This is a genomic window from Streptomyces sp. NPDC051180, from assembly GCF_040689545.1.
In the GTDB taxonomy this organism is placed as follows: Bacteria; Actinomycetota; Actinomycetes; order Streptomycetales; family Streptomycetaceae; genus Streptomyces.
Genome location: NZ_JBFBBC010000001.1, coordinates 23,474 through 46,827, shown reverse-complemented (window position 1 = coordinate 46,827; position 23,354 = coordinate 23,474). Strand labels below are relative to the sequence as shown.

The window sequence follows — 23,354 nt, the reverse complement described above, 5'->3', positions numbered from 1 at the left end:
GGGCGTCAGCCGATGCCGAAGGCCCCGTCGGGAGGAACCGGTGACGGTACGGCCCCGGTGTCCTGGACCGGTGCGGCGCCCGCCGTGAACCGGTCCAGGCTCGCGCCGTGCTCCACGCGCGCGGGGAAGGCGTCCGCCGCGGCCCGGCGGGCGAGGTGGGCGATGTCGATCCCGCGGGCGGACGCGACGAGGACGGCGTTGCCGAAGCGCCGGCCGCGCAGGACGGCCGGCTCGGCGACCAGCGCCAGCTCGGGGAAGACCTCGGCGAAGGTGGCGAGCTGGGAGCGGAGGAAGGCGAAGGGCCTGCCGTCGGCCAGGTTGGCGGCGTAGAGGCCGCCGGGCCGCAGGACCCTCCGTACCTCGCGCGCGTACTCGACGGAGGTGAGGTGCGCGGGGACCCGCGAGCCGCCGAAGACGTCGCCCACGATCAGGTCGGCGGAGGCGGCGGGCGCTGCCTCCAGCCAGCCGCGGGCATCCGCTCCGTGCACGGTGATCCCCGAGGCGTCCGGCAGCGGCAGGTGCTCGGCGACCAGGTCGAGCAGACCCCGGTCCGCCTCGACGACGTCCTGGCGCGAGCCGGGCCGGGTGACCGCGACGTACCGCGGCAGCGAGAGCCCCCCGCCGCCGAGGTGCAGGACGTCGAGGGGCTCCCCCTCGCCCGCCGCGCCGTCGGCGACGTGGGCGAGGCGCCGCGCGTACTCGAACTCCAGGTGGGCCGGGTCGTCCAGGTCCACGTACGACTGCGGGGCGCCGTCGACCGTCAGGAGCCAGGCCCGCTCCCGGTCCACGTCGGGCATGAGGCGCGCGGTGCCCTGGTCGACCTCGCGGATGACGGGGATGTGCTCGTTCACGCCCTCATTGTGCCGGTCCCGGGGACACGGGCCGCGGGCCGGTGGGCCGGGGCGGGTCACAGGTGCTTCAGTGCCTCGCGCGCGGAGAGCGGGGAGAGCCGTGCGCGGTGCGCGGCGACGAAGGACCGGACCTCCGCGGGCGCGGTCTTGCCGTACTCCCGCAGGCTCCAGCCGATCGCCTTGCGGAGGAAGAAGTCGGTGTCGGACGCACGCCGGAGGCAGTAGGCGAAGAGCCGGTCGGCGTCGGTGGACTCCTTGAAGCGGAGCTGGTGCAGGAGCGCGGTGCGGGCGACCCACAGGTCGTCGTCCTCGATCCACTCGTCCATGCGGACCGCGAGGGACGGGTCCGCGGCGACGAGGGGGCCGACGACGTGGGCGGCGAGGTGGTCGACGGTGTCCCACCAGGAGACGGTGGTGACCAGCCGGTGGGCGACGGGGAGGAAGTCCGAGGAGCAGCGCTTCACATGGCGGCGCAGGTAGTCGACGGCGAAGTAGTGGTACTCGCGCTCGGGGAGGGCGAAGCAGCGCAGGGCGACGGCCGTGCAGTCGCGCTGGTCGGGGCGCGGGGTGCCGTCGAGGACGGTGCGGGAGAGCGCGCGGCGTTCGGGGGTGCGGACGCCGAGGAAGGGGGCCACGCCCTTCATGTACGCCACCATCTCCTGCGCCCTGAACGGGTTTCCGGCGGCCGGGTAGAGGGCGGTGAGCCGCTCCAGGACGGTGTCGGCGAGGGCGCTGTCGGGGGGCGCGGTGTCGGTCATGGAGCTCTTTCGGCCATGGAGCGCTCCGGATGGGCCCGGACGGACATGACGCACATTACGGCGATCATATGGACGCGTCCGTTACTCTCCCCGAATGCTCGCTCCCGTCCCCCGGCCGCCGGGCTCCCTGGCCGTCCGCTGCTCCCGGGCCCTGCTCTCGCCCCGCTCGCGGCTCTCCCTGCTGGCACTGCTGCTGCTCTCCGCGGCGGCCCTCGTGGTGCTGTACGAGCCACAGCGGCTGCTCTCCTCTGGCTGGTCGCCGCAGGCGAACGGCGCCGGGGCGGTCCTGCTGTTCGGCCTCGCGTACGGGGTGTGCACGGCGGCCTTCGTGCCGCGGCCGGTGCTCAATCTGGCGGCCGGCGCGGTGTTCGGCTCCGCGTTCGGGCTGACGGCGGCGGTCGCGGGGACGGTGCTGGGCGCGGGGATCTCCTTCACCCTGGGGCGGTACCTGGGTCAGGACGCGCTGCGGCCGCTGCTGCGGGGCCGCTGGCTGAAGGCGGCGGACGGCCAGCTGAGCCGGCACGGGTTCCGTTCGATGCTGGCGATCCGCCTGTTCCCCGGTGTGCCGTTCGCGGCCGCCAACTACTGCGCCGCGGTCTCCCGCATGGGATACGTGCCGTTCCTCCTCGCGACGGCGCTCGGCACCGTGCCGAACACGGCGGCGTACGTGGTCGCGGGCGCCCAGGCCGGTTCTCCGGGGTCCCCGGCCTTCCTCTTCTCGGCGGGGTTCATCGTCCTGTCGGGGCTCGCCGCCGCCGTGGTGGCCTGGCGCAAGCGCCACGGCCTGCGCGCCCCCGCCGCCGTCGCGGCCCCCGCGCCGGAGCGGGAGCCGGTGGGCACCGCGGGCTGACGAGCCCCGAAGCCCCCTTCAGAGCGCTTCGACGACCATCGCGTTGGCGAGGCCGCCGGCCTCGCACATGGCCTGGAGGCCGTAGCGGGCGCCGCGGGCCCGGAGGGCGTGGACGAGGGTCGTGGTGAGGCGGGTGCCGCTGGCCCCGAGGGGGTGGCCGAGGGCGATGGCGCCGCCGTGGACGTTGACCCTGGCCGGATCGGCGCCGGTCTCCTGCTGCCAGGCGAGCACCACGCTGGCGAACGCCTCGTTGATCTCGAAGAGGTCGATGTCGGCGAGGCCGAGGCCGGTGCGGCGCAGCACCTTCTCGGTGGCCGGGATGACGCCGGTGAGCATGAGCAGCGGGTCGGAGCCGGTGACGGCGAAGCCGTGCAGCCGGGCGAGGGGGCTCAGACCGAGCCGGCGGGCGGTCTCGGCCTCCATGACGAGCACGGCGGAGGCGCCGTCGTTGACGGGGCTGCTGTTGCCGGCGGTGACGGACCAGTCGATCTGCGGGAAGCGCGTGGCGAAGGCGGGGTCCTCGAAGGCGGGGCGCAGGCCGGCGAGGATCTCGGGGGTGGTCGTGGGGCGCACCGACTCGTCGCGGCGGACGTCTTCGTAGGGCACGACCTCCCGGTCGAAGAGCCCGGCCTCCCAGGCGCGGGCCGCCTTGGTGTGCGACGCGGTGGCGAACGCGTCCATGGCCTCGCGGCCGATCGACCACTTGGCGGCGATCAGTTCGGCGCTGACGCCCTGCGGGACGAGCCCCTCGGGGAAGCGCTCGGCGACGCCGGGCCCGAAGGGGTCGGCGCCCGGCGGCACGTTCGACCACATGGGGACCCGGCTCATGGACTCGACCCCGCAGGCGATGGCGATGTCGTACGCCCCGGAGAGCACGCCCTGGGCCGCGAAGTGGACGGCCTGCTGGGAGGAGCCGCACTGGCGGTCGACGGTGGTGGCGGGCACCGAGTCGGGGAATCCGGCACCGAGCCAGGCGTAGCGGGTGGTGTTCATGGCCTGCTCGCCGACCTGGTCGACGGTGCCGCCGATCACGTCGTCGACGAGGGCGGGGTCGATGCCGCTGCGTGCGACGAGGGCGCGCAGGGTGTGCGAGAGGAGGGCCACGGGGTGGACGTGGGACAGGGTCCCGCCCGTCCTGCCCTTCCCCATGGGCGTCCGGACGGCTTCGACGATGACGGCGTCGCGCATGACAGGCTCCTGAGTGGGAGAAGTGGACCGACTGGTGGGTAACATAGCCCAGCGAGTTGGCTTTTCAAACCCACTTCGTTGGATTCCTGGACCCACTGGGTCGTGGCCGGTTTAGGCTGGCCCCATGAAGGCCGCCCCCCGCCCCTGCTCGATCGCCGACACCCTCGCGCTCGTCGGCGAGAAGTACGCACTGCTCGTCCTCCGCGAGATCTCTCTCGGCGTGCACCGCTTCGACCGGATCGCCCGCAACACCGGGGCGCCCCGCGACATCCTCACCGCCCGGCTGAAGCGGCTCGTCGAAGCCGGGATCGTGGAGAAGGTGCCGTACAGCGAGCGCCCGCCGCGCTTCGAGTACCGCGCCACGGCGGCCGGCGAGGAGCTCCAGCCGGTCCTGGTGACCCTGATGGCCTGGGGCGACCGCCACCTCAACGCGGACGACCGCCCGGTCGTCCTGGAGCACGACTGCGGCGAGGTGCTCAGCCCCCGGCTGGTGTGCGCGCACTGCGGAGGCGAGGCCGACCGGACGCGTCTCAGCCACCACGTCAGGTCACCCGGCTGGACCACCGCGGGGCCGGTGGACCCCGTCCCGGACGGTCCCCGGACCTGAGGGCCTCCCCGTCATCTTGGGAAGGTACGCTGCGCTCGACCTTCTGACCGCACACGTACATAACGGGACGGCCCTAGCCCCATGAGTTGGTTCGAATCGTTCATCCTCGGGCTCGTCCAGGGGCTGACGGAGTTCCTTCCCATCTCCTCCAGCGCGCACCTCCGTCTCACCGCGGCCTTCGCCGGCTGGCACGACCCGGGCGCGGCCTTCACCGCGATCACCCAGATCGGCACGGAGACCGCTGTCCTCATCTACTTCCGCAAGGACATCGCCAGGATCGTCTCGGCCTGGTTCCGTTCGCTGACGGACAAGGCGATGCGGTCCGACCACGACGCCCAGATGGGCTGGCTGGTGATCGTCGGCTCGATCCCGATCGGTGTCCTCGGCGTGACGTTCAAGGACCAGATCGAGGGCCCCTTCCGCGACCTGCGGCTGATCGCGACCACCCTGATCGTCATGGGCATCGTCCTCGGCGTCGCCGACCGGCTGGCCGCCCGCGACGAGATCGGCGGACGGCACCGGGTGGTCCGCGAGCGCAAGACGCTCAAGGACCTCGGCGTGAAGGACGGCCTCATCTACGGCATGTGCCAGGCGATGGCGCTCATCCCCGGCGTCTCCCGCTCCGGCGCGACGATCTCCGGCGGTCTGCTCATGGGGTACACCCGCGAGTCCGCCGCCCGCTACTCGTTCCTGCTGGCGATCCCGGCGGTCCTCGCGTCCGGCGTCTTCGAGCTGAAGGACGCGGGCGAGGGGCACGTCGCCTGGGGTCCGACCATCTTCGCCACGATCATCGCCTTCGCCGTCGGCTACGCGGTGATCGCCTGGTTCATGAAGTTCATCACCACCAAGAGCTTCATGCCCTTCGTGATCTACCGCATCCTGCTCGGCATCCTGCTCTTCGTCCTGGTCGGCACCGACGTCCTGAGCCCCCACGCGGGGGAGTCGGCGGGCTGACCCGGCCTCAGTCCCGGTAGGGCACCCTGGCGATCTCCTCGATGCCGCCCAGGGTGCCCCACTCGTTCCTGCCGAGGCGGGACAGCGGGCGCAGGAGCGTCATCTCGGGGTGGCCGTCGACGAGGACCGATTCCTCCACGGCCGCGTGCACGACCCGGCCGAAGACCACCGTCGAGTCGCCGATGCGCAGGGTGCTGTGCAGCTCGCACTCCAGCGCCACCGGCGACCCGGCGACCCGCGGCGGCTTGACGAGCAGGCTGGGCTCCCGCTCCACGCCGCAGGCGTCGAACTCGCTCACCCCGCGCGGGAAGTCCGTCGCCGTCGCGTTGATCTGCTCGAAGAGGTCCTGCGGGGCGAGGTTCACGACGAACTCCCCCGTCTCCTCCACGTTCCGCAGCGAGTCCTTGCGCCCCACGGACGTGAACTGGACGACCGGCGGCGTGACCGAGGCGATGGTGAAGAAGGAGTGCGGGGCGAGGTTGTCCGTCCCGTCGGCGGACGTCGTCGAGACCCAGGCGATGGGCCGGGGCACGACGGTGGCGGTGAGCAGCCGGTAGAAGGTGGCGGCGTCGCTCTGACGGGGATCGATGTTCACGCGCATGTCCGCCAGTATGACCGCGCCCCGCCACTCCCCCGCGCACGCCTCTTGGCCCCTGGCCCCCGCTGCCCGACACTGTGCCGATGACGCAGCGCGTGGACCTCGCGACCGTGATGGACCGCCTCGCCGTCGACGACCTGGTCTCCGGGTACGCGGCGGCCGTGGACGACGGCGACTGGACCGCCTACCGCGCCCTCTTCGTCCCGGACGGCCGGGCCGACTACCGGGGTTCGGGAGGGATCGAGGGCCCGGCCGGCGAGGTGGCCGCATGGCTCGCCGAGACGATGACGCTCTTCCCGGTCCGCCAGCACCTGATCGTCAACCGGCTGGTCTCCTTCCGGGCGCCGGGCGGCTACCCGCAGCCGGGCGACGAGGCGTCGGTCCGCGCCGACTACGTCAACCCGATGCGCTTCTCCTCCGGCGAGGACTTCGTCTGCGGCGGGCGCTACGCCTTCACGGCGCGGCGCACCGCCGAGGGCTGGCGGCTCCGCTCGGTCGTCGTCGACGAGCGGTGGCGCCGCCTCTGAACGACGGCCCCCTCGGGGCCCGCGCGGAGGCGCCGGGGCGCCCCGGGCCGACGGCCCCGCGGCGCCCCGGCCGTCCGGAGCGCGGACACTGGAAGCAGCGACGGGAGGCACGTCATGCGTGGTCCGTTCACGAGCCGCCGCGGAGGCCGGGCCGGGGACGGGGGCCACGCGGCGCCCGGGGCCCGCGGCGCGGGCCGCGCGGTGGGGCGTTCGCTGCTCGCCGTCGGCTGTGGCGCCCTTCCCGCACTCGCCTTCCCCGCCCCCGGTCTGTGGTGGTGGGCGTACCTCACGCTGGTGCCGTGGCTGCTGCTGATCCGTACGGCGCCGGGGGCCCGCCGCGCCGGCCTCGACGGGTGGCTCGGCGGGCTCGGCTTCGTGCTGGCCCTGCACCACTGGCTGCTGCCGAGCCTGCACGTGTTCCTGTTCCCGCTCGCCGCTCTCCTCGGCCTGCTGTGGCTGCCGTGGGGCGTGCTCGTCCGCGCGCTGCTGGGCGGCCCGCCGTCGGCGACGCGGGCCGTCGCCGCACTGCTCGCGGTGCCCTCGGGCTGGCTCCTGGTCGAGCTGGTGCGGTCCTGGGAGGGGCTCGGCGGCCCGTGGGGGCTGCTCGGAGCCAGTCAGTGGCAGGTCCCCGCGGCGCTCCGGCTCGCCTCGGTCGGCGGGGTGTGGCTGGTGAGCTTCGTGGTGGTGGCGGTGAACACGGCCGCCGTCCTGCTGGCGGTGGGGCCGCGTTCCGTCGGGTTCGCCGGGCTCACCGCCTGCGCGCTGGTGGCGGCGACGGCGGCCTGGGGCGTGCCCGTCCCGCGCGGGACCGGGACGGTGCGGGTCGCCATGGTGCAGCCGGGGGTGTTCGACGGGCCGGACGGTCCCGGGCGGCGCCTCGCCCGCGCCGAGGAGCTGACCCGCTCGCTCGCCGGCGAGCGGCTCGACCTGGTCGTGTGGGGCGAGAGCGGCGTGGGCGCCGACCCGGCGGGCGACCCGGCGCTCGCGGCCCGGCTCGCCGCGCTGTCCCGGGCGGTGGACGCGCCCCTCCTGGTGAACGTGGACGCGCGGGGCGCCGACCGTCCCGGCATCCACAAGAGCGCCGTCCTCGTCGGGCCCGGCGGTCTCACGGGCGACCGCTACGACAAGATGCGGCTGGTCCCCTTCGGCGAGTACGTTCCCGCCCGCGGTCTGCTCGGCTGGGTGACCTCGGCCGGTCGAGCCGCCGAGGAGGACCGGCGGCGCGGGACCGAGCCCGTCGTGATGTCCCTGCCGGCCCGCGAGGCGGGCGTGCCGGGGCTGCGGGTCGGTCCGCTGGTCTGTTTCGAGTCGGCCTTCCCCGACATGAGCCGCCACCTGGTCCGCGAAGGCGCCGCACTGCTCGTCGTGCAGTCGTCCACCAGCACCTTCCAGGACAGCTGGGCACCTGCCCAGCACGCCTCCCTCGCGGCCCTGCGGGCGGCCGAGACGGGCCGCCCCGTCGTCCACGCGACGCTCACCGGGATCAGTGCCGCGTACGGCCCCGACGGGCGGCCGGGCGGCCCTTCGCTGGGCACCGGAGCGAGCGCCGCCGTCGTGCGCGAACTCCCCTTGTCGGAAGCGACGACGCTCTACGTCCGCTGGGGCGACTGGCCCGTGTACGGCGCGCTCGCGGTGGTCGGCGCGGTGTGCGCCGCCGGAGCCGGCGGCGCGCTCAGGACGACTGCGCCAGCGCCTCGCGGACCACGCGCTCGCACAGTTCGTGGGTGAGGAGGGCGTCGCGGGCGCTGAGCACCCGGCCCTCGCGCACGGCGTCGAGGAAGGCGAGTACGGCCTGCTCGATGCCGCGCTGCCGGGCCACCGGCACCCAGTCCCCGCGCCGGCGCACGGTCGGCTGGCCCTTGTGGTCGATCACGTCGGAGAGGTTGAGCACCTGGCGCTTGGCGTCCTGGCCCGAGACCTCCAGGACCTCCTCGGTGGAGCCGTTCATCCGGTTCATCATGCCGATGGCGGTGAAGCCGTCACCGGAGAGCTGGAGCACGACGTGGTCCATGAGCCCCCCGCGGACGCGGGCCCGCACGTCGACGTGCTCGATCTCGCCGGGGAGGAGGAAGCGCAGGGTGTCGACGACGTGGATGAAGTCGTCGAGCACGAGGGTGCGCGGGTCCTCGGGCAGCCCGATCCGGTTCTTCTGCAGCAGGATCAGGTCCCTCGGGTGCTCCAGGCACTGGGCGTAGCCGGGCGCGAGGCGACGGTTGAAGCCGACGGCGAGGGCGACCGAGCGCTTCTCGGCGAGTTCCACGATCCGCTCGGAGTCGGCGTAGTCGTAGGCGAGGGGCTTGTCGACGTAGGTGGGCACCCCGGCGTCGAGGAGCCGGGTGGCGATCTCCGCGTGCGCGGCGGTGGAGGCGTGGACGAACGCCGCGTCGAGTCCGGCGGAAAGGAGCGAGTCGAGGTCGCCGTGGCGCTGTGCGGCGGGCAGGTGCAGGGTGTCCGCCACCCTGTCCAGGGTCGTGCGCGTGCGGGTCTGCAGGTGGAGTTCGACCCCGGGCAGGGTGGCGAGGACGGGGAGATATGCCTTCTGCGCGATGTCGCCGAGTCCGATGCAGCCAACCTTCACGGGGTCTCCCTTGTCGTCGTTCACCGGCCGCGGTCGGCCGGGCCGTTCGCGCTGGTCAGCTTACGCGGGGCGGAATCGGGGTCCCGGCGGCCCGGGGCGGCCCGACGGGCGGGCGCCAGTCGCAGACGCCGTCGAAGCCGCGCAGGACGAGTCCGGGGCCGAAGCGGGAGACGGCTCCGACGAGCGCGGTCCGCAGGGCGACCGCGGGGCGGGCGGAGAGCATCGTGAGCGCGCCGGTGCGGGCCGCCTTGCGGACGAGGGTCGTGGTGCGCGGGAGCCGGTCGGCGGTGTACGCGGCGAGCGCGCGGCTCGGCAGGAAGTCGGGTGCGGAGCGGGCGTGGTGGGCGAGGACGACCGCGTCCTCGACGGCCTGGTTCCCGCCCTGGCCGAGGCTCGGCATCATCGCGTGCGCGGCGTCGCCGAGGAGGGCGACGCGCCCCCGGTGGAAGGCGGGCAGCGGGTCGGGCAGGTGGTGGACGTCGTGCCGCAGGACCCGGTCGGGGTCGACGCCGTCGAGGATCTCGGGGAGGGGGTGGTGCCAGTCGCCGAAGAGGCGCAGCAGTTCGGCCCGCTCGTCGTCGGGGGCACGGGCGCCCTCGGGGGCGAGGGCCATGGCGTACGCGTAGACCCGGCCGTCCTTGAGGGGCTGACTGCCCCACAGCCGGCCGGCGCCCCAGGTCTCGTGCGGGGCGAAGGGCCGTGCGGGGGCGGGGACGACGACGCGCCAGCTGGTGCTGCCGGAGTAGCGGGGACCGGGATGGCCGGGGAAGAGCGCCCGGCGGGTCGCCGAGTGGATGCCGTCGGCGGCGAGGACGAGTTCGGCCTCCAGCTCGCCCGGGAGTCCGGCCCCGGAGCCCGCGAGGGTGACGCGGGCGGGGCGGCGGTCGTCGCCGGGGTCGGTGACGGCTGCGGTGACGCCGGTGCGGACGGCTCCCCCGGGGAGGGCCGAGGTCAGGATCTCGACGAGGGTGGCGCGGTGGAGGAGCACGAGGGGCCCGCCGAATCGGGCGGCGGCCGCCTGGGAGTCGGTGCGGGCGAGCCAGCGGCCGCCGGGGGTGCGCATGCCTCCGTCGCCCTGCCAGGCGGAGAGGTCGCGGACGCGGTCGCCGAGCCCGATGACGTCGAGGGCGCGCTGTGCGTTGGGGGCGAGGCCGATGCCGGCGCCGACGGGGGTGAGGGCGGCGGCGCGTTCGAGGACGGTGACCCGCCAGCCGCTTCGGCTCAGGGCGACGGCGGCGGTGAGTCCGCCGATGCCGGCTCCGACGACGACGGCGCGTTGCTGTTCCATGGCTGCTCCTCGGATCCGGGAACTACAGGTGTAGTGAGTCCGACGTGCCGACCGTACTACAGGTGTAGTGAGCGGGGCAGGGGGCGGCGGTAGGTTGTCCTCATGAGCCCCGCCACCGCCGGAACCCCGGCCCCGGAGTCCCCCGCCTCCCGCGCCGAGCGGATCGGCGACGCCGCCCTCGACCTCCTCGTCGAGCGGGGCATGCGCGGCCTCACGCACCGCGCCGTGGACGAGCGGGCGGGGCTGCCCCAGGGGTCGACCTCCAACCACGCCCGTACCCGTCAGGCCCTCCTGGAGACGGCCGTCCGGCGCCAGGTGGAGCGGGAGTCGGAGGTCCTCACGCCGCACGGGATGCCCGGACCGGACAGCGGCGACGACGCGCTCGTCGACGCGCTCGCCCTCGCCCTGCACCGCTATCTCACCGACCACCGCTCGCTGCTGGTCTCCCGGTACGAGCTGGCGCTCGAAGCCACCCGCCGCCCCGAACTGCGCACCTTCTTCGACGCGGCCGGCTCGGCCTTCCGCACCCCGCTGGTCGCGATGATGACCGCCGCCGGCTCGCCCGAGCCCGAGCGGCACGCGCTGTCCCTGGTCGCCTGGTGCGAGGGCCTGATGTTCTCCTGCGCGGCCGGCTCCTTCCACGCGACCGTGCCCAGCCGGGCGCAACTGCGGACCGGGTTCGAGGAGTTGCTCCGCGGCATGCTCGGCGGCCGGGCCGCGGAGCGCATCTGACGGGCACACCGGCGCCGGGCCGCCGACGCGCGTGAGGCGCGCTCCCGGCCGACCGGCAATTGCCTGGCGCGGTGCCCGGACATGGGGGACGATGCCGCGCATGACCACCGAACGCACCGACACCGTCACCCGCGTCGACCCGTCCACCACCTCGGGCGAACGCGAGGCGCTGGAGCAGTGGCTCGACTTCCACCGCGTCACCCTCGCGCAGAAGTGCCAGGGGCTGGACGACACCCGGCTGCGCACCCCGTCCGCCCCGCCCTCGGACCTCAACCTGCTGGGCCTGGTCCGGCACATGGCGGAGGTCGAGCGCGGCTGGTTCCGCCGCGTCCTGGCCGGCGAGGACGCGCCCTGGATCTACTCGACCGAGGAGGACCCCGACGGGGACATCCACGCCTCCGACGAGGACACGTACGAGGAGGCCCACGCCACCTGGCAGGGCGAGATCGCGCACGCCCGCACCCTGGCCGCCGACCGCGGCCTCGACGACATCGGCGTGGGCAAGCACCGGTCCGGGGAGAGCTTCAACCTGCGCTGGATCTACCTCCACATGATCGAGGAGTACGCCCGCCACAACGGCCACGCGGACCTGATCCGGGAGCGGATCGACGGCGCGACCGGCGACTGAGCGCGACGGCGCCCCGGTCACGGACGGGAGGCGGCGGACCGCGACGACGCCCCCGTCACGGACGGGAGGCGGCGGCGGGAGCCGCGCCTGCCGCCCGGGCACCGGCCGTGACGGAACGCCCCCGGCCGGTCGGCGGCACGCCACCGGGCCGGTCAAGGCGGTGCCCCGGTGGCACCCGTGCGGGGCATTCCCCGCCGGTAGGGGCGCGAAGATCGCCGTCGGGACAGCAGAGTGGCGCGGGTGCATGGAACCCGAACCACAGCGAAGATCCTGGTCGGGGCGGCGGTCGCCGCCCTGGCGGGCTGCGTCTCGGTGGACGCGCCGCCGACGGCGCCCGTCACCGCGCCCGCGGCGGAGACCGTACGGCCCGCCCGGCAGGTGGCCCCGCAGATCGTCGAGGGCCCGGCCCTCGACGCCCTCGAAGCGGCACTGCCCGCCCCTCCCCCGCCCGCGCGGCCGCAGGGGACACCGGAGCAGGGCGCGCAGCGCCGGGCGACCGCACCGCGGCCGCCCGAGGCTCCCCGTCCGGTCGCCGTGCCCCCGCGGGGGCGGGGCCCGCTCCCGACGGCCGGCCCGCTGCCGACCCGGCTGCCGGATCTCACCGGCCTGCCGAAGGTCCCGCCGGTCTCCCGCGACGACCTCTGCGCGCTCGGCGAGCGGTACGGCGGCTGGGACGCCCGGAGCGGGCCCACGAGGATCTGCCGGGGCGTCCAGGGCCGGTGACCCCTCGGGCCGTTCCCGCCCCCGGCCCCCTCACTCGCCCCGCAGCCGGAGTTCCAGCCGCTCGATCGCGGCCCGCACCCCGTTGCCGTAGCCGTCGTCGTCGAGCGTCTCCGAGGCCGCGCGGGCCCGGTCGAGATGGACCCGCGCGGCGTCGGGACGGCGGAGCTTCGCGTAGTCGGCGGCGAGGTTGAGGTGGAGCGAGGGGTAGAGCGCCCGCAGGGCGACGGCCGAGCCGTGGGCGGGGAGCCGCTCCCCGGCGAGCTCCTCGGCCGCACCCAGCGCCCGCAGGTCCCAGGCCAGCTCGGTGTCCGGGTCGTCCTGGGCGTCCGCCATGTAGTGCGCGAGGGTGGCCCGGTGGAGCGGGTCGCCGTCCGGACCGATCTGCTGCCAGAGCAGCCCGAACCGGTTCCGGGCCTCCTCGGGATCCCCGCCGTGGAGCAGCATCAGGGCCTGCCCGATCCTGGTCATGACCCCGTCGTCCGACACCTGCTGCTGCTCGGTCACCGCGCACTCCACCCGGTCGTCCACTGGGAGGCACGACGCTAGCCGCCGCCGGCCCGGATCGGGCCGAGGCTCAGCCGAGGTCGGGGATGCGCCAGTCGATCGGCTCGTGTCCCTGGGCCGCGACGGCCGCGTCGATCTGGGTGAAGGGCTGCGAGCCGAAGAACTTCTTCGCCGAGAGCGGCGAGGGGTGGGCGCCCTTCACGACGACGTGCCGCTCCTCGTCGATGAGGGGCAGCTTCTTCTGCGCGTAGTTGCCCCAGAGGACGAAGACGGCCGGGTCGGGGCGGGAGGCGACGGCGGTGATGACCGCGTCGGTGAACTTCTCCCAGCCCTTGCCCTTGTGCGAGTTCGCCTCGCCGGACCGGACCGTCAGCACGGCGTTGAGCAGGAGGACGCCCTGCTCGGCCCACGGCATCAGATAGCCGTTGTCCGGGATCGGGTGGCCCAGCTCGGCGTGCATCTCCTTGTAGATGTTCCGCAGGGAGGGCGGGGTCTTCACACCGGGCCGGACGGAGAAGCAGAGGCCGTGCCCCTGGCCCTCGCCGTGGTAGGGGTCCTGACCGAGGATCAGGACCTTCACCTTGTCGTACGGGGTGGCGTCGAGGGCGGCGAAGACCTCGTCCTTCGGCGGGAAGACCGGCCCGCCGGCGCGCTCCTGCTCGACGAACTCGGTGAGCTGCGCGAAGTACGGCTTCTGCAGCTCCTCGCCGAGGACGCCTCGCCAGGAGTCGGGCAGCATGCTGGTGTCGGTCACGGTCAACAACCTCCGGTGGACGGTTCCTGTCTCTCCGTCCGAGAACCTACCGGGGGCCACTGACAGTGGCCCCCGCAGGTGTCTACCAGCTCGCCCGGCGGTACAGCTCCCACAGCTGCATGACCGTCTGCGGGTCCAGGGCGCGCTCGCCGCCGCCGATGTCCTCGCCGGCCGCGATGTACAGCTTGCCCTGCCACAGCGGCAGCAGACGGACGTCCTGGACCATGATCTCCTGGGCCTCGACGAACTCGTCCGTGACGGTCCCGCGGTCGCTGTCGCGGCGGGACTTCGGCAGCAGCTCGTTGGTGATCCGCGGGCTGACGTACGGCGTGCCGAGGACGTTCTCCTTGCCCACGAACGGGGCGACGAAGTTGTCCGGGTCCGGGAAGTCCGGGAACCAGCCGCGGCCGAAGACCGGGTACTGGCCCTGCTGGTACCCCTCCTGGAACTCCTTCCAGGGCTTGCCCTTCAGGGTGATCTTGAAGAGGCCCTGCTCCTCCAGCTGCCGCTTGAGCTCGGCGAACTCGGCGGCGGTAGAGGAGCCGTACCGGTCGGTGGTGTACCAGAAGGTCAGCTCGACGGGGTCGTCGATGCCGGCGTCCCGCAGGATCTTCTTGGCCTTGGCCGCGTTGGGCGAGCCGAAGCGGTCGAAGAACTTGGTGGTGTGAGCGGCGATGCCCTTGGGCACCATGGAGTACAGCGGCTCGGCGGTGCCCTGGTAGACCTTGTTCACCAGCTCGTCGCGGTCGACGAGCTGGGCGATCGCCTTGCGGACGGGGAGCTTGGCGACCGAGGGGTCCTGGGCGTTGAAGACGAGGTAGCGGATGTCGGCGCCGGTGGACTCGACGAGCTGGAGGCCCTTGTTCTCGGGGGTGTCCTCCTGGAGGGCGACGACCTCCTCGGCGGTGAGGCCGCGGTAGGTGGCGTCGATCTCGTCCTTCTTGAGCGCGGCGACCATGGCGTCGGAGTCGTTGAAGTACTTGATCGTCGCGCCGCCGTTCTTGCGGTCGGCGAATCCCTTGTACGTCGGGTTCTTCGTCAGCTCCGCGACCTTGCGCTCCTCGTACGAGTCGAGCACGTACGGGCCGGAGCCGGTGACCTTGCCGTCCTTGCGGAGCTTGTCGGCCGGGTAGTCGGCCGGGTCCACCAGGGACATGGCGGGGGTCGCCAGCACGTACGGGAAGGTGGCGTCCGGCTTGTTGAGCCGGAAGACGACCGTGCGGTCGCCGACGGTCTCGATCTTGTCGAGGGAGCCCAGCATCCCGTTGGGGCCGCCCTCCTGGTCGATCTTCCGGATGCGCTCGATCGAGTACTGCACGGCCTTGGCGTCCAGCTTGTGGCCGTTGGAGAACGTGAGTCCCTCGATCAGCTTGCACTCGAAGACCCGGCTGGAAGTGTCGGAGAACTTGCAGTCGGCGGCGTCCGATTGCGGCGTCGTACTGCCGGTCGGGAAACTCACCAGGGTCTGGAACACATTCCGGAACAGCTCCCAGGAATTGTCCCAGGCGGCGGCCGGATCAAGCGTGGTGGGAGAACTCGTCGTACCGATGACGATTCTCTGATCCCCGGCGGAATCACTGTCCGAGAAGACACCGCATCCGGACACCAGGGATATGGACACAAGGGCTGCAGCGGCCTGCAGACTGGTCCGGTTGAACACGTGCACGCTCCTCGTTCAGCCAGGGGTCGGCCGACGATACCGCAGCACCCCGTCAGGTCAATGTTCGAGCCTGACGGGGCACTTGAGGCATTCAACGTATAACCGGGGTCAATCCGGACACCAAATCCGGAAAGTGTCCGGTTATCGGTCACCCGACTCCGGCGTTCAGGAAAATCCCGCCGTCGACGACGAGCGTCTGACCGGTGATCCACTCCGACTGGGACGAGGTCAGGAAGGCGGCCGCGCCGCCGATGTCCTCGGGCTCGCCGAGCCGGCCGAGGGGGTACGAGGCGGCCGCCTCCGCCTCCCGGCCCTCGTAGAGCGCCTGTGCGAATTTCGTCTTCACGACGGCCGGGGCAATTGCATTGACCCGGACGAGCGGCGCGTATTCGTGCGCCAATTGCAGAGTGAGATTGACCATCGCGGCCTTGCTCATTCCGTATGCGCCGATGAACGGAGAGGCGGAGACGCCGGCGATCGAGGCGATGTTCACGATCGCTCCGCCGTGTTCCTTCTGCCACGCGTGCCAGCTGCGCTGGGCGAAGCCGAGCGCGGAGATCACGTTGGTCTCGAAGACCTTGCGGGCCACACCCAGGTCGAGATCGGCGATGGGGCCGAAGACCGGGTTCGTCCCCGCGTTGTTGATCAGGAAGTCGAGCCGGCCGAAGCCGTCCATCGCCGCCTCGACGGCGGCCGCCTGGTGGGCCTCGTCGTGCGCCTTGCCGGGGACGGCGATCGCCCGGTCGGCGCCGAGCCGCTCGACGGCCTCCTTGAGGGCCTCCTCGCCGCGCCCGGTGATGACGACCCGGTCGCCGCGGGCGACCAGCGCCTCGGCGACGCCGTACCCGATGCCCCGGCTCGCGCCGGTGACGAGGGCGACCTTGCCGGAGAGCGCCGGCCTTTCGTTCGCGGTCATGTCCGTCTCCTCTCGCTGTTTCCCGACGTCAGTTGAGCGGGCCGCCGGCCACGTACATGACCTGGCCGGAGACGAAGCCGGCGTCGTCGCCCGCGAAGAAGGCGATCGCGTTGGCGACGTCCTCCGGGCGGCCGACCCGCTGGACCGGGATCATGGAGGCGGCGGCCGCCTGGAACTCCTCGAAGCCCATGCCGACGCGCTCGGCGGTCTGGGCGGTCATCTCGGTGACGATGAAGCCCGGGGCGACGGCGTTGGCGGTGACGCCGAACTTGCCGAGCTCCTTGGCGAGGGTCTTGGTGAGACCCTGCAGACCGGCCTTGACCGCCGAGTAGTTGGCCTGGCCGCGGTTGCCGAGCGCCGAGGAGGAGGAGAGCGACACGATCCGGCCGAAGCCCGCGTCCACCATGTGCTTCTGGCACGCCTTCGACATCAGGAAGGCGCCCTTGAGGTGCACGTTCATGACGAGGTCCCAGTCGGACTCGCTCATCTTGAACAGCAGGTTGTCGCGGAGCACGCCCGCGTTGTTGACGAGGATCGTCGGCGCGCCGAGTTCGGCGGCGATCCGCGCGACGGCGGCCTCCACCTGGGCGCCGTCGGAGACGTCGCAGCCGACCGCGAGGGCGGTGCCGCCCGCGGCGGTGATCTTCTCGACGGTGTCCTTGCAGGCCGCCTCGTCGAGGTCGAGGACGGCGACGGCGCGGCCCTCGGCCGCCAGGCGGAGCGCGGTGGCGGCTCCGATGCCCCGTGCGGCACCCGTGACGACGGCTACGCGCTGCTCGGTGGTGGACATGCTTGGTTCTCCTCGCCCTTGGATCGTCCCTGGTCGCGGCCGAACCGGTCACCCGCTCCTGCGTCCCGCACATGAGCGACCGCTTAGTATCGTCCGCAGAACGAGACGCTAGAAGCCCTGGCACCCGGTGTCAACGGCCCATCGGGTGCACCAGGTCACTCTCCGTCCCCGGGCGCGCGCCCTCAGCGCACCAGCAGGTCCAGGAGGCGCTCCACCTCCGCCTCGGGGTCGGTGGTCAGCCCCGTGTGCACGGGGCCCGGCTGCACCACCGTGGAGCGCGGCGCGATCAGCCAGCGGAACCGCCGACCGGCGTCGTCCCGGGCCGCCTGGCCCGCCGCGTCGCCGCCCAGGCAGACGCCCTCGACGGCGCGCAGCGCGGCCCGTACGCCGATCACGTCGGCCGCCGGGTCGAGCACCGACAGCTTCGCCTCGTCCAGATGGGTGCGGGCGGCCACGAAGGACCGGGCGCGGCAGTAGACGACCACGCCCGCGTTGAAGCACTCGCCGCGCTCGACCCGCGGCACCACGCGCAGCAGCGCGTACTCGAAGACATCGCGGTCGGTCACGTGGTGCTGTCCTTCTCGGTGGAGTGCGCGCGGGGCGCGAGGCGCTCGGCGAGCCAGCCGGGCGGCTGCTGGGGCCGGTTCTCGGTACGCGGGCCGAGCGTGATCCGCTCGTGGATGGTGGCGGCGCGCGGCAGCAGCGCGTCGACGTACGCCGCCCGCACCTCGTCCGGTCCGGCGAAGCCCGGCTCGTCGAGCAGCCACTCGTCGGGCACGTCGGCGGCGACCTCCTCCAGGAGCGCGCGGGTGACGAGCGGCGCCAGCTCGGCGGCGGCCGCCGCCACGTCCGGCGCGAACGGGGCGAGGGCGTGGTCCGAAGCGTCGTACGGCTTGGCGGCCGACGTCTGCGCGCCCGGCCAGTTGTGGTGCCAGATCATCGTGGCGCCGTGGTCGATGAGCCACAGCTCGCCGTGCCAGACGAGCATGTTCGGGTTCCGCCAGGACCGGTCGACGTTGTTGATCACCGCGTCGAACCAGACGACCCGGCCGGCCTCACGGGAGTCCACCTCGTAGGCCAGCGGGTCGAAGCCGAGCGAGCCCGGCAGGAAGTCCATGCCCAGGTTGAGCCCGCCGCTCGCCTTGAGCAGCTCCTGCACCTCCTGGTCGGGTTCGGACAGCCCGATGACCGGGTCCAGCTGGATGGTGACGAGCTCCGGCACCCGCAGGCCGAGCCTGCGCGCGAGCTGCCCGCAGACGACCTCGGCGACCAGGGTCTTGCGACCCTGGCCGGCGCCGGTGAACTTCATGACGTAGGTGCCGAGGTCGTCGGCCTCGACGATGCCCGGGAGCGAGCCGCCCTCACGCAGCGGCGTCACATACCGGGTCGCAGTGACTTCGGTGAGCATCCGGCCAGGCTATCCGCCGCTCACCGCGGGCGGTGACGGCCTGCCGGGGCGGCCCGGCCCCCCGTCCGCCGCCGGACCGCCGCCCCCGGCCGCGGCAGGGTCGCCCGCCGTCGCGCCGGCACCGGCCGCCGGGTCCGGCCCCGCGGTCAGGCCGGACAGGTCCGAGCCGTCGGTGAGCCGCCCGGTGAGCCGTACGGGACCCTCGGCGCCGGCCGCTGCGGCCAGCACCGGCCCCCGTCCGGTGGCGGAGACCGCTCCCCCGGCGGTGACGCCCGTGACGTGGCGGCTGCCGGCGGCGAGGAAGTACCGCGTGCCCGACGGCGCCGTCCAGTACCCGCCGGCGAGGACGTGCTGGCCGAAGCGGCTGCACGCCGCCGTGTCCCTGACCTCGGCCACCCGGCGCCAGGCCGGGACCTCGAACGACAGGGCCACCCGGCCGCCGCCCTCCCAGGTGTCCGCGCGGGTGCACACCCACACGGCTCGGCCGGCCCGCTCGGGCAGTGCCTGCTCGGCGTACTCCCACCGGTTGACCGCGCGGACGCCGGCGCCGTGCAGCCCCGCGAGGGAGCAGGCGGATCGGGCCCAGGCGGCGAGCCCCCGGGCACCGGTCGCCTCGCGCGGCGCGCGCGCCGGAGCGCCCGTCCCCGGCGGGGGCGTCCACGTCAGGTGGACGGGGGTGAGCTCCCCGAGGTCCGCCAGGAGGAAGGCGTGGTCCTCGACGATCCGGGTGGAGGAGCGCAGCTGGAGCGCGGTCGTGCGGGGGCAGGCGGCCGCCGCGGCCGGGGCGCCGTCGTAGGGCACGGGCGCGGTCACGCCGTCCGGATCGACCGCCAGGGGGCCGGCGGCGGTGCCGGGCGAGCCGAGGTCCCGTGTGCCGGCCCCGGCGATCCAGGGCGCGAGGAGGAACCGGGTCCCGGCACCGGTCCGGCCGACGACGACGGCCGCGCCGGTGGTGACGTCGGCGTCGTCCGCCCGCGCGAGGTCGAGGACGACGGGTCCCCGTCCGTCGCGCGGTTCGGCGTACCGGGCGAGGCGCCGCCCGTCGTGCAGGAGGACCACGGCGGCGTCGTCGACGGTGCCCGCGAAGAGGAGCCGGGGTGGATCGGCGGGTGGGGACGTCGGTGTCCCGGGGGTCGCCGTCACGCGCGCGCCGCCGTCGGCGCCCCGCCCCCAGGCGATCAGGGCGCGGCCGAGCAGGGCCGTGTCCCCGGTGCGGGGTCCGCGGGCCGGCCAGGCCGTGAAGTCGACCCGCGCGGTGTCGGCCCAGCGGTCGGCGGGCGCGCGGACCAGGGCCGCGGGGTCGAGGGAGGGTGGGGAGCCGGCGACGGAGACGCTGCCGACGGGTCCCGCGGGCCCCGGGTCGGGTGCGGACCGGAGCCCCCCGGTCGCGACGGTGGCCGTGGCGGCGAGCAGCAGGGCGCCCGCGAGCGCGGCGAGCCGCCCGTGCCGGCTGCGGCGCAGGAGGTCGGTGGGGCGGGTCTGGACGGTGCACGGGTCGAACTCGGCGCTCCTGAGGAGACGTTCGACGTCGGCTCCGGAGTCGGCGACGATCAGGTCCGCACCGCGCAGGGCGGCGGACGGTTCGGCGACACCGGCGGAGGCGAGAAGACGCACCACCGCGTCCTCGGTGAGGTGTTCGAGGGTACGGAGGGCGAGGGCGGCCCGGACCTCCGGCGACGTCCCGGCCAGGGCACGGTCGAGGGCGAGTTCCTCGGAGCCGCCGGCCCGGGGGAAGAGCCTCAGCCCCAGGACGAGGGGCAGCGGCACCAGCGCCGCGTACCGGCGGGTCGGGTGGAGCGCGGCCGCGACCACGGTGGCACGGAGCCGGGAGTGGGCGGGGCGTTCGCCCCCGCGCTGCCCCGGAACGGACGGAGCGGGCGGGGAGCCGGTCTCCGGCGCGTCCGGGGATCCGGCGCCGGGGGGAACGGGGTGCGGCGTCCCGGCGCCGGACGCCTCCGGTCCGCTCCGGCGGGCGGCGGCGGGGAGGGCGCGCTGCACGAGGGTGTGGGCGGTCAGGACGCGACGGTGACGGCCCAGTGCGGGCGGCAGGATCAGATAGGCGAGGCGGACCAGCCCGGAGTAGTTCTCCACGAGCGCGGCCTCTGCGGCCTCCCGGGCGGGACGGCGGTCGGATATCGAGATGTCGTGGGTCGTGCGGCGGGACAGCATGACCGACCAACGAGCCCGGGGGCCGCGGCGTCACATCGGACCTGTGGCCGTACGACTCCCCGTGAGCGGTACGACGGGAGGCAGGGAGTCGCGGCGGGACGGCACGGCGGCGGGGCCCGTCGCGCGTGGTCGCGTGACAGGCCCCGCCGGCTCCGGCCCGGCCCCGGTCCCCCGGTGGACCGCTACTTGGGCATCAGGACGGTGTCGACGATGTACACGGTGGCGTTGGCCGTGGGGACGTTGCCGCAGACCACCTTGGAGGTGGCGTTCACGGTGTAGTCCTCGCCGGAGCCCTTGGTGGTGACCTTGCCGGTCTCCAGGGTCGTGAAGGAGCCGTTCTCCAGCTGCTTCGGCGTCAGCTTCTGCCCGACGACGTGGTACGTGAGGATCTTGGTCAGCGTCTCCTTGTCGGCGAGGACCTTGTCCAGGTCGGCCTTCGGGATCTTGGCGAAGGCGTCGTTCGTCGGCGCGAAGACGGTGATGTCCTTGGCGTTGTTGAGCGTGTCGACGAGCCCGGCCTGCTTCACGGCGGCGACCAGCGTGGACAGGGCCGGATTGTTCGAGGCGGCGGTCGCGACCGGGTCCTTCGCCATGCCGTCGAAGGAGCCGGCGCCGTCCTTCGGGACGGAGGCGCAGGCCGGGCCGAACGGGCCGTCGGCGGCCATGTCCGTCCCGGTCGACGGCGTGTTCGCCGAACCGGTGGACGCCGACGCCTCGGAACCGGCCTCGGCCTTGGTGTCCGCGCCGGAGTCCGAGCACGCGGCCAGGGCGAAGGGCAGCACGGTGGCGGCGGCCGCGGCGACGGCGGCACGGCGGAGGCGGAGAGCGTTCATGAGGAGGAACCCCTTGGATCGGATGCGCGGCGGGACCGCGCACGGTGCGGAGAGACGAACGACCACCCCGGCCGGGAGTGTGACGACGTGTCCGGGCCGCCGGCGGGAACTCCCGCCCGTGGCCCTGGTGTCGTGGGTGTTTCGGATCCCACGGCCGACCGGATGGGTCTCTCACCCGATCGAGTGAGAAAAGGGCCCGCGTTAGGGTGGGGGGTGCTTCCGCGGACCCTTCTCACCAGCCGTTCCCTCGCCGACTCCGTCCTCCTCTCCCACACGGAGCAGGAGCGCGAGTGGCCGCTCCTGGTATGGGCACCGGGACCTGGCGTACGGATGGTGTCGAGCGCCGTCCTCGGCGGGGGCATCGGCGAGCGGGCCTGGGTGCTGAACGCCCAGGTGCCCCCCGGCTACGGCCGCCTCGACCCGGTCGCCCATCTTCGCGGCCTCGCCTCCGGGGCGGGGCTCGACGGCCCCGGCGTGGGGCTCATGACGGCGGCCTCGGTCGCGGACCGGCGCCACGCGGCGGACGGCGGAGCCGAGGCCCTGGTCACCGCCGGCATCGGGGTGCGCGGCTGGGCCGCCGCGCCGGAGGCCGGGGACATCGCGCCTCCGCGCCCCGGAACGATCAACATCATCGTGTCGCTGCCCGTGCCGCTCACCGACGCCGCCCTGGTGAACGCCGTCGCGACGGCCACCGAGGCCAAGACGCAGGCGCTCGTCGAGCTCGGCGCGGACGCCTCCGGCACCCCCACGGACGCGGTCTGCGTCGCCGCCCCGTCGCCCGCGGCCGGCGGCGACGCCTCCCTCCGGCCGGGCACCGAGTCGTTCGCCGGACCCCGCTCGCTCTGGGGCGCCCGGCTCGCCCGCGCGGTGCACCGGGCGACCCTGGCGGCCTGCGCCGACCTGCTCGCGGCGGAGCGGAGGTGAGGCTCTGCGCCCTCGCATCGTTCGTGCGTCGTAACCTGGCCACATGTCCGACTCCGCGCACGGCCTGACGACCGGGGCGGTGGCACGCCGCCTCGGGGTGTCGCCGACCACCCTGCGCTCCTGGGACCGGCGGTACGGCATCGGCCCCGCGGCACGGGAGGACGGCCGCCACCGGCGCTGGGCCCCGGCCGACGTCGCGGCGCTGGAGGAGATGTGCCGGCTCACCGCCTCGGGCGTCCCGCCCGCGGAGGCGGCCAGGACGGCCCGGCGGACACGCGTCGACCCGGCCGACGAGACACCGCCCCCGCCCGTCGCGGCGGGGGACGACCCGCGCCGCCCGGCCCGCCAGCCGGGTTCCGGGAACGGACTGCCCCTCGGGGACGTACGCCTGGAGTGCCGCGGGCTGGCCCGTGCCGCCGTGCGGCTGGACAGCCCGACCCTGGACGCGCTGCTCCGGGAGGTGGTGGCGGAACACGGTCTCGTCACCGCCTGGGAGGAGGTGATGGCGCCCACGCTGCACGCGGTCGGCCGGAAGTGGGAGTCCTCGGGAGACCGTTACGTCGAGGTGGAACACCTGCTGTCCTGGCACGTGTCCACCGCGCTCCGGCAGGCCCCGCCCGTCGGGCCCGGTCCGACGGGTGCCTCTCCCCCGGTGCTCCTCGCGTGCGTGCCCGGCGAGCAGCACACCCTGCCGCTGGAGGCGCTGGCGGCCGGTCTCCACGAACGCGGCCTGCCCACCCGGATGTTCGGGGCCGCCGTCCCCGCCGAGGCGCTCGACGCCGCCGTGCGGCGCATGGGGCCGGCCGCGGTCGTCCTCTGGTCCCAGGCACGCTCGACGGCGCATCACGCGCTCGCCGGGCAGATCGCCACCAGCGCGTTCGGGGTCAAGGGGGCACGGACCCGCCCCCTCGTGGTGCTCGCCGGCCCGGGATGGGCGGGCCGCGCCCCGGCGCCGGGCATGGCGCGCCCGACGGGGCTGCGGGAGGCGCTCGGCCTCCTCGGCCGCCTCTACGCGGAAGCGGGGACCCCGGCCGAGGCCGGGTGACCGCCGGAGCCGGTCGGCGGCCCGGCTACGGCCCCCGCTCCGGCCCCGGCCCTGGCTCCGGCCCCGGCT

The 23,354-nt window shown here is 74.2% G+C and carries 25 protein-coding genes; 10 read left to right on the top strand and 15 right to left on the bottom strand.

Annotated elements, in window-relative coordinates; genetic code table 11:
- Positions 1-5 precede the first annotated feature (5 nt).
- A complete protein-coding gene (locus tag AB0424_RS00255) occupies positions 6-851 on the bottom strand; it encodes a fused MFS/spermidine synthase (protein WP_366300979.1) in 846 nt (281 codons plus the stop codon).
- A 56-nt stretch (positions 852-907) separates the two neighbouring features.
- Positions 908-1,609 (bottom strand): DNA alkylation repair protein, encoded by a 702-nt coding sequence (locus tag AB0424_RS00250; RefSeq protein WP_366300978.1) that lies wholly within the window; start codon positions 1,607-1,609, stop codon positions 908-910.
- A 94-nt stretch (positions 1,610-1,703) separates the two neighbouring features.
- Between AB0424_RS00250 and AB0424_RS00245 the strand changes: the two genes are divergently transcribed.
- Positions 1,704-2,459, top strand: coding sequence for a TVP38/TMEM64 family protein (locus tag AB0424_RS00245; protein WP_366300977.1), 756 nt, complete (start codon positions 1,704-1,706; stop codon positions 2,457-2,459).
- A gap of 18 nt (positions 2,460-2,477) precedes the next feature.
- On the opposite strand, the gene AB0424_RS00240 is transcribed toward AB0424_RS00245, so the two are convergent.
- On the bottom strand, positions 2,478-3,647 hold the full coding sequence (locus tag AB0424_RS00240) for a thiolase family protein (protein WP_366300976.1): 1,170 nt from the start codon (positions 3,645-3,647) through the stop codon (positions 2,478-2,480).
- Positions 3,648-3,771: 124 nt separating this feature from the next.
- On the opposite strand from AB0424_RS00240, the gene AB0424_RS00235 reads away from it, so the two are divergent.
- Together AB0424_RS00235 and AB0424_RS00230 are read left to right on the top strand one after the other, a co-directional pair.
- Positions 3,772-4,254, top strand: a complete 483-nt coding sequence (locus AB0424_RS00235) for a helix-turn-helix domain-containing protein (protein ID WP_366300974.1) — start codon at positions 3,772-3,774, stop codon at positions 4,252-4,254.
- Between the two features lie 81 nt (positions 4,255-4,335).
- Positions 4,336-5,208, top strand: a complete 873-nt coding sequence (locus tag AB0424_RS00230) for an undecaprenyl-diphosphate phosphatase (protein ID WP_366300973.1) — start codon at positions 4,336-4,338, stop codon at positions 5,206-5,208.
- A 7-nt stretch (positions 5,209-5,215) separates the two neighbouring features.
- On the opposite strand, the gene AB0424_RS00225 is transcribed toward AB0424_RS00230, so the two are convergent.
- Positions 5,216-5,809 (bottom strand): flavin reductase family protein, encoded by a 594-nt coding sequence (locus tag AB0424_RS00225; protein ID WP_366300971.1) that lies wholly within the window; start codon positions 5,807-5,809, stop codon positions 5,216-5,218.
- An 80-nt stretch (positions 5,810-5,889) separates the two neighbouring features.
- Here AB0424_RS00225 and AB0424_RS00220 point away from each other — a divergent pair, with 80 nt between their 5' ends.
- Together AB0424_RS00220 and lnt are read left to right on the top strand one after the other, a co-directional pair.
- Positions 5,890-6,333, top strand: coding sequence for a nuclear transport factor 2 family protein (locus AB0424_RS00220; protein WP_366300969.1), 444 nt, complete (start codon positions 5,890-5,892; stop codon positions 6,331-6,333).
- A 114-nt stretch (positions 6,334-6,447) separates the two neighbouring features.
- Positions 6,448-8,061: an apolipoprotein N-acyltransferase gene (gene lnt / locus AB0424_RS00215; protein ID WP_366300968.1), complete on the top strand. Its 1,614-nt coding sequence runs from the start codon at positions 6,448-6,450 to the stop codon at positions 8,059-8,061.
- Here the strand turns inward: lnt and AB0424_RS00210 are convergent.
- Together AB0424_RS00210 and AB0424_RS00205 are read right to left on the bottom strand one after the other, a co-directional pair.
- The gene (locus AB0424_RS00210; protein ID WP_366300967.1) at positions 8,006-8,911 is read right to left on the bottom strand and encodes a Gfo/Idh/MocA family oxidoreductase; all 906 of its coding nucleotides are present in this window, start codon (positions 8,909-8,911) and stop codon (positions 8,006-8,008) included. The genes lnt and AB0424_RS00210 overlap by 56 nt on opposite strands.
- Before the next feature lie 55 nt (positions 8,912-8,966).
- Complete coding sequence (locus tag AB0424_RS00205) at positions 8,967-10,199, bottom strand: FAD-dependent oxidoreductase (RefSeq protein WP_366300965.1); 1,233 nt, start codon at positions 10,197-10,199, stop codon at positions 8,967-8,969.
- A gap of 102 nt (positions 10,200-10,301) precedes the next feature.
- Between AB0424_RS00205 and AB0424_RS00200 the strand changes: the two genes are divergently transcribed.
- The 3 genes from AB0424_RS00200 (at position 10,302) to AB0424_RS00190 (ending at position 12,282) form a co-directional block, all read left to right on the top strand.
- A complete protein-coding gene (locus tag AB0424_RS00200) occupies positions 10,302-10,931 on the top strand; it encodes a TetR/AcrR family transcriptional regulator (RefSeq protein WP_366300964.1) in 630 nt (209 codons plus the stop codon).
- A 100-nt stretch (positions 10,932-11,031) separates the two neighbouring features.
- Complete coding sequence (locus AB0424_RS00195) at positions 11,032-11,559, top strand: DinB family protein (RefSeq protein WP_366300963.1); 528 nt, start codon at positions 11,032-11,034, stop codon at positions 11,557-11,559.
- Between the two features lie 240 nt (positions 11,560-11,799).
- Positions 11,800-12,282 (top strand): hypothetical protein, encoded by a 483-nt coding sequence (locus AB0424_RS00190; RefSeq protein WP_366300962.1) that lies wholly within the window; start codon positions 11,800-11,802, stop codon positions 12,280-12,282.
- Positions 12,283-12,312: 30 nt separating this feature from the next.
- Here AB0424_RS00190 and AB0424_RS00185 read toward each other — a convergent pair whose 3' ends face one another.
- The 9 genes from AB0424_RS00185 to AB0424_RS00145 all read right to left on the bottom strand — a co-directional run bounded on the left by AB0424_RS00185 (position 12,313) and on the right by AB0424_RS00145 (position 21,316).
- Positions 12,313-12,786 carry a hypothetical protein gene (locus AB0424_RS00185; RefSeq protein WP_366300961.1) on the bottom strand — a complete coding sequence of 158 codons (474 nt, stop codon included), beginning with the start codon at positions 12,784-12,786 and terminating at the stop codon, positions 12,313-12,315.
- Between the two features lie 70 nt (positions 12,787-12,856).
- The gene (ung, locus tag AB0424_RS00180; RefSeq protein ID WP_366300960.1) at positions 12,857-13,540 is read right to left on the bottom strand and encodes a uracil-DNA glycosylase; all 684 of its coding nucleotides are present in this window, start codon (positions 13,538-13,540) and stop codon (positions 12,857-12,859) included.
- A gap of 82 nt (positions 13,541-13,622) precedes the next feature.
- Positions 13,623-15,200 (bottom strand): ABC transporter substrate-binding protein, encoded by a 1,578-nt coding sequence (locus AB0424_RS00175; protein WP_366300959.1) that lies wholly within the window; start codon positions 15,198-15,200, stop codon positions 13,623-13,625.
- Between the two features lie 148 nt (positions 15,201-15,348).
- The gene (locus AB0424_RS00170) at positions 15,349-16,116 is read right to left on the bottom strand and encodes an SDR family oxidoreductase (RefSeq protein ID WP_366300958.1); all 768 of its coding nucleotides are present in this window, start codon (positions 16,114-16,116) and stop codon (positions 15,349-15,351) included.
- Between the two features lie 28 nt (positions 16,117-16,144).
- Entirely contained in the window at positions 16,145-16,906 is a 762-nt protein-coding gene (gene fabG, locus AB0424_RS00165) for a 3-oxoacyl-ACP reductase FabG (RefSeq protein ID WP_366300956.1), read from the bottom strand.
- 182 nt (positions 16,907-17,088) lie between these two features.
- Positions 17,089-17,472, bottom strand: coding sequence for a DUF3037 domain-containing protein (locus AB0424_RS00160; RefSeq protein WP_366300955.1), 384 nt, complete (start codon positions 17,470-17,472; stop codon positions 17,089-17,091).
- Positions 17,469-18,314 (bottom strand): HipA family kinase, encoded by an 846-nt coding sequence (locus tag AB0424_RS00155; protein WP_366300953.1) that lies wholly within the window; start codon positions 18,312-18,314, stop codon positions 17,469-17,471. The genes AB0424_RS00160 and AB0424_RS00155 overlap by 4 nt, the downstream gene beginning before the upstream one ends.
- A gap of 9 nt (positions 18,315-18,323) precedes the next feature.
- Complete coding sequence (locus tag AB0424_RS00150; RefSeq protein WP_366300952.1) at positions 18,324-20,483, bottom strand: hypothetical protein; 2,160 nt, start codon at positions 20,481-20,483, stop codon at positions 18,324-18,326.
- 182 nt (positions 20,484-20,665) lie between these two features.
- On the bottom strand, positions 20,666-21,316 hold the full coding sequence (locus tag AB0424_RS00145) for a fasciclin domain-containing protein (protein WP_366300950.1): 651 nt from the start codon (positions 21,314-21,316) through the stop codon (positions 20,666-20,668).
- 213 nt (positions 21,317-21,529) lie between these two features.
- Between AB0424_RS00145 and AB0424_RS00140 the strand changes: the two genes are divergently transcribed.
- Both AB0424_RS00140 and AB0424_RS00135 read left to right on the top strand, forming a co-directional pair.
- Positions 21,530-22,240, top strand: a complete 711-nt coding sequence (locus AB0424_RS00140; RefSeq protein ID WP_366300948.1) for an adenosylcobinamide amidohydrolase — start codon at positions 21,530-21,532, stop codon at positions 22,238-22,240.
- A gap of 43 nt (positions 22,241-22,283) precedes the next feature.
- Positions 22,284-23,285 (top strand): MerR family transcriptional regulator, encoded by a 1,002-nt coding sequence (locus tag AB0424_RS00135; RefSeq protein ID WP_366300946.1) that lies wholly within the window; start codon positions 22,284-22,286, stop codon positions 23,283-23,285.
- Positions 23,286-23,354 lie beyond the last annotated feature (69 nt).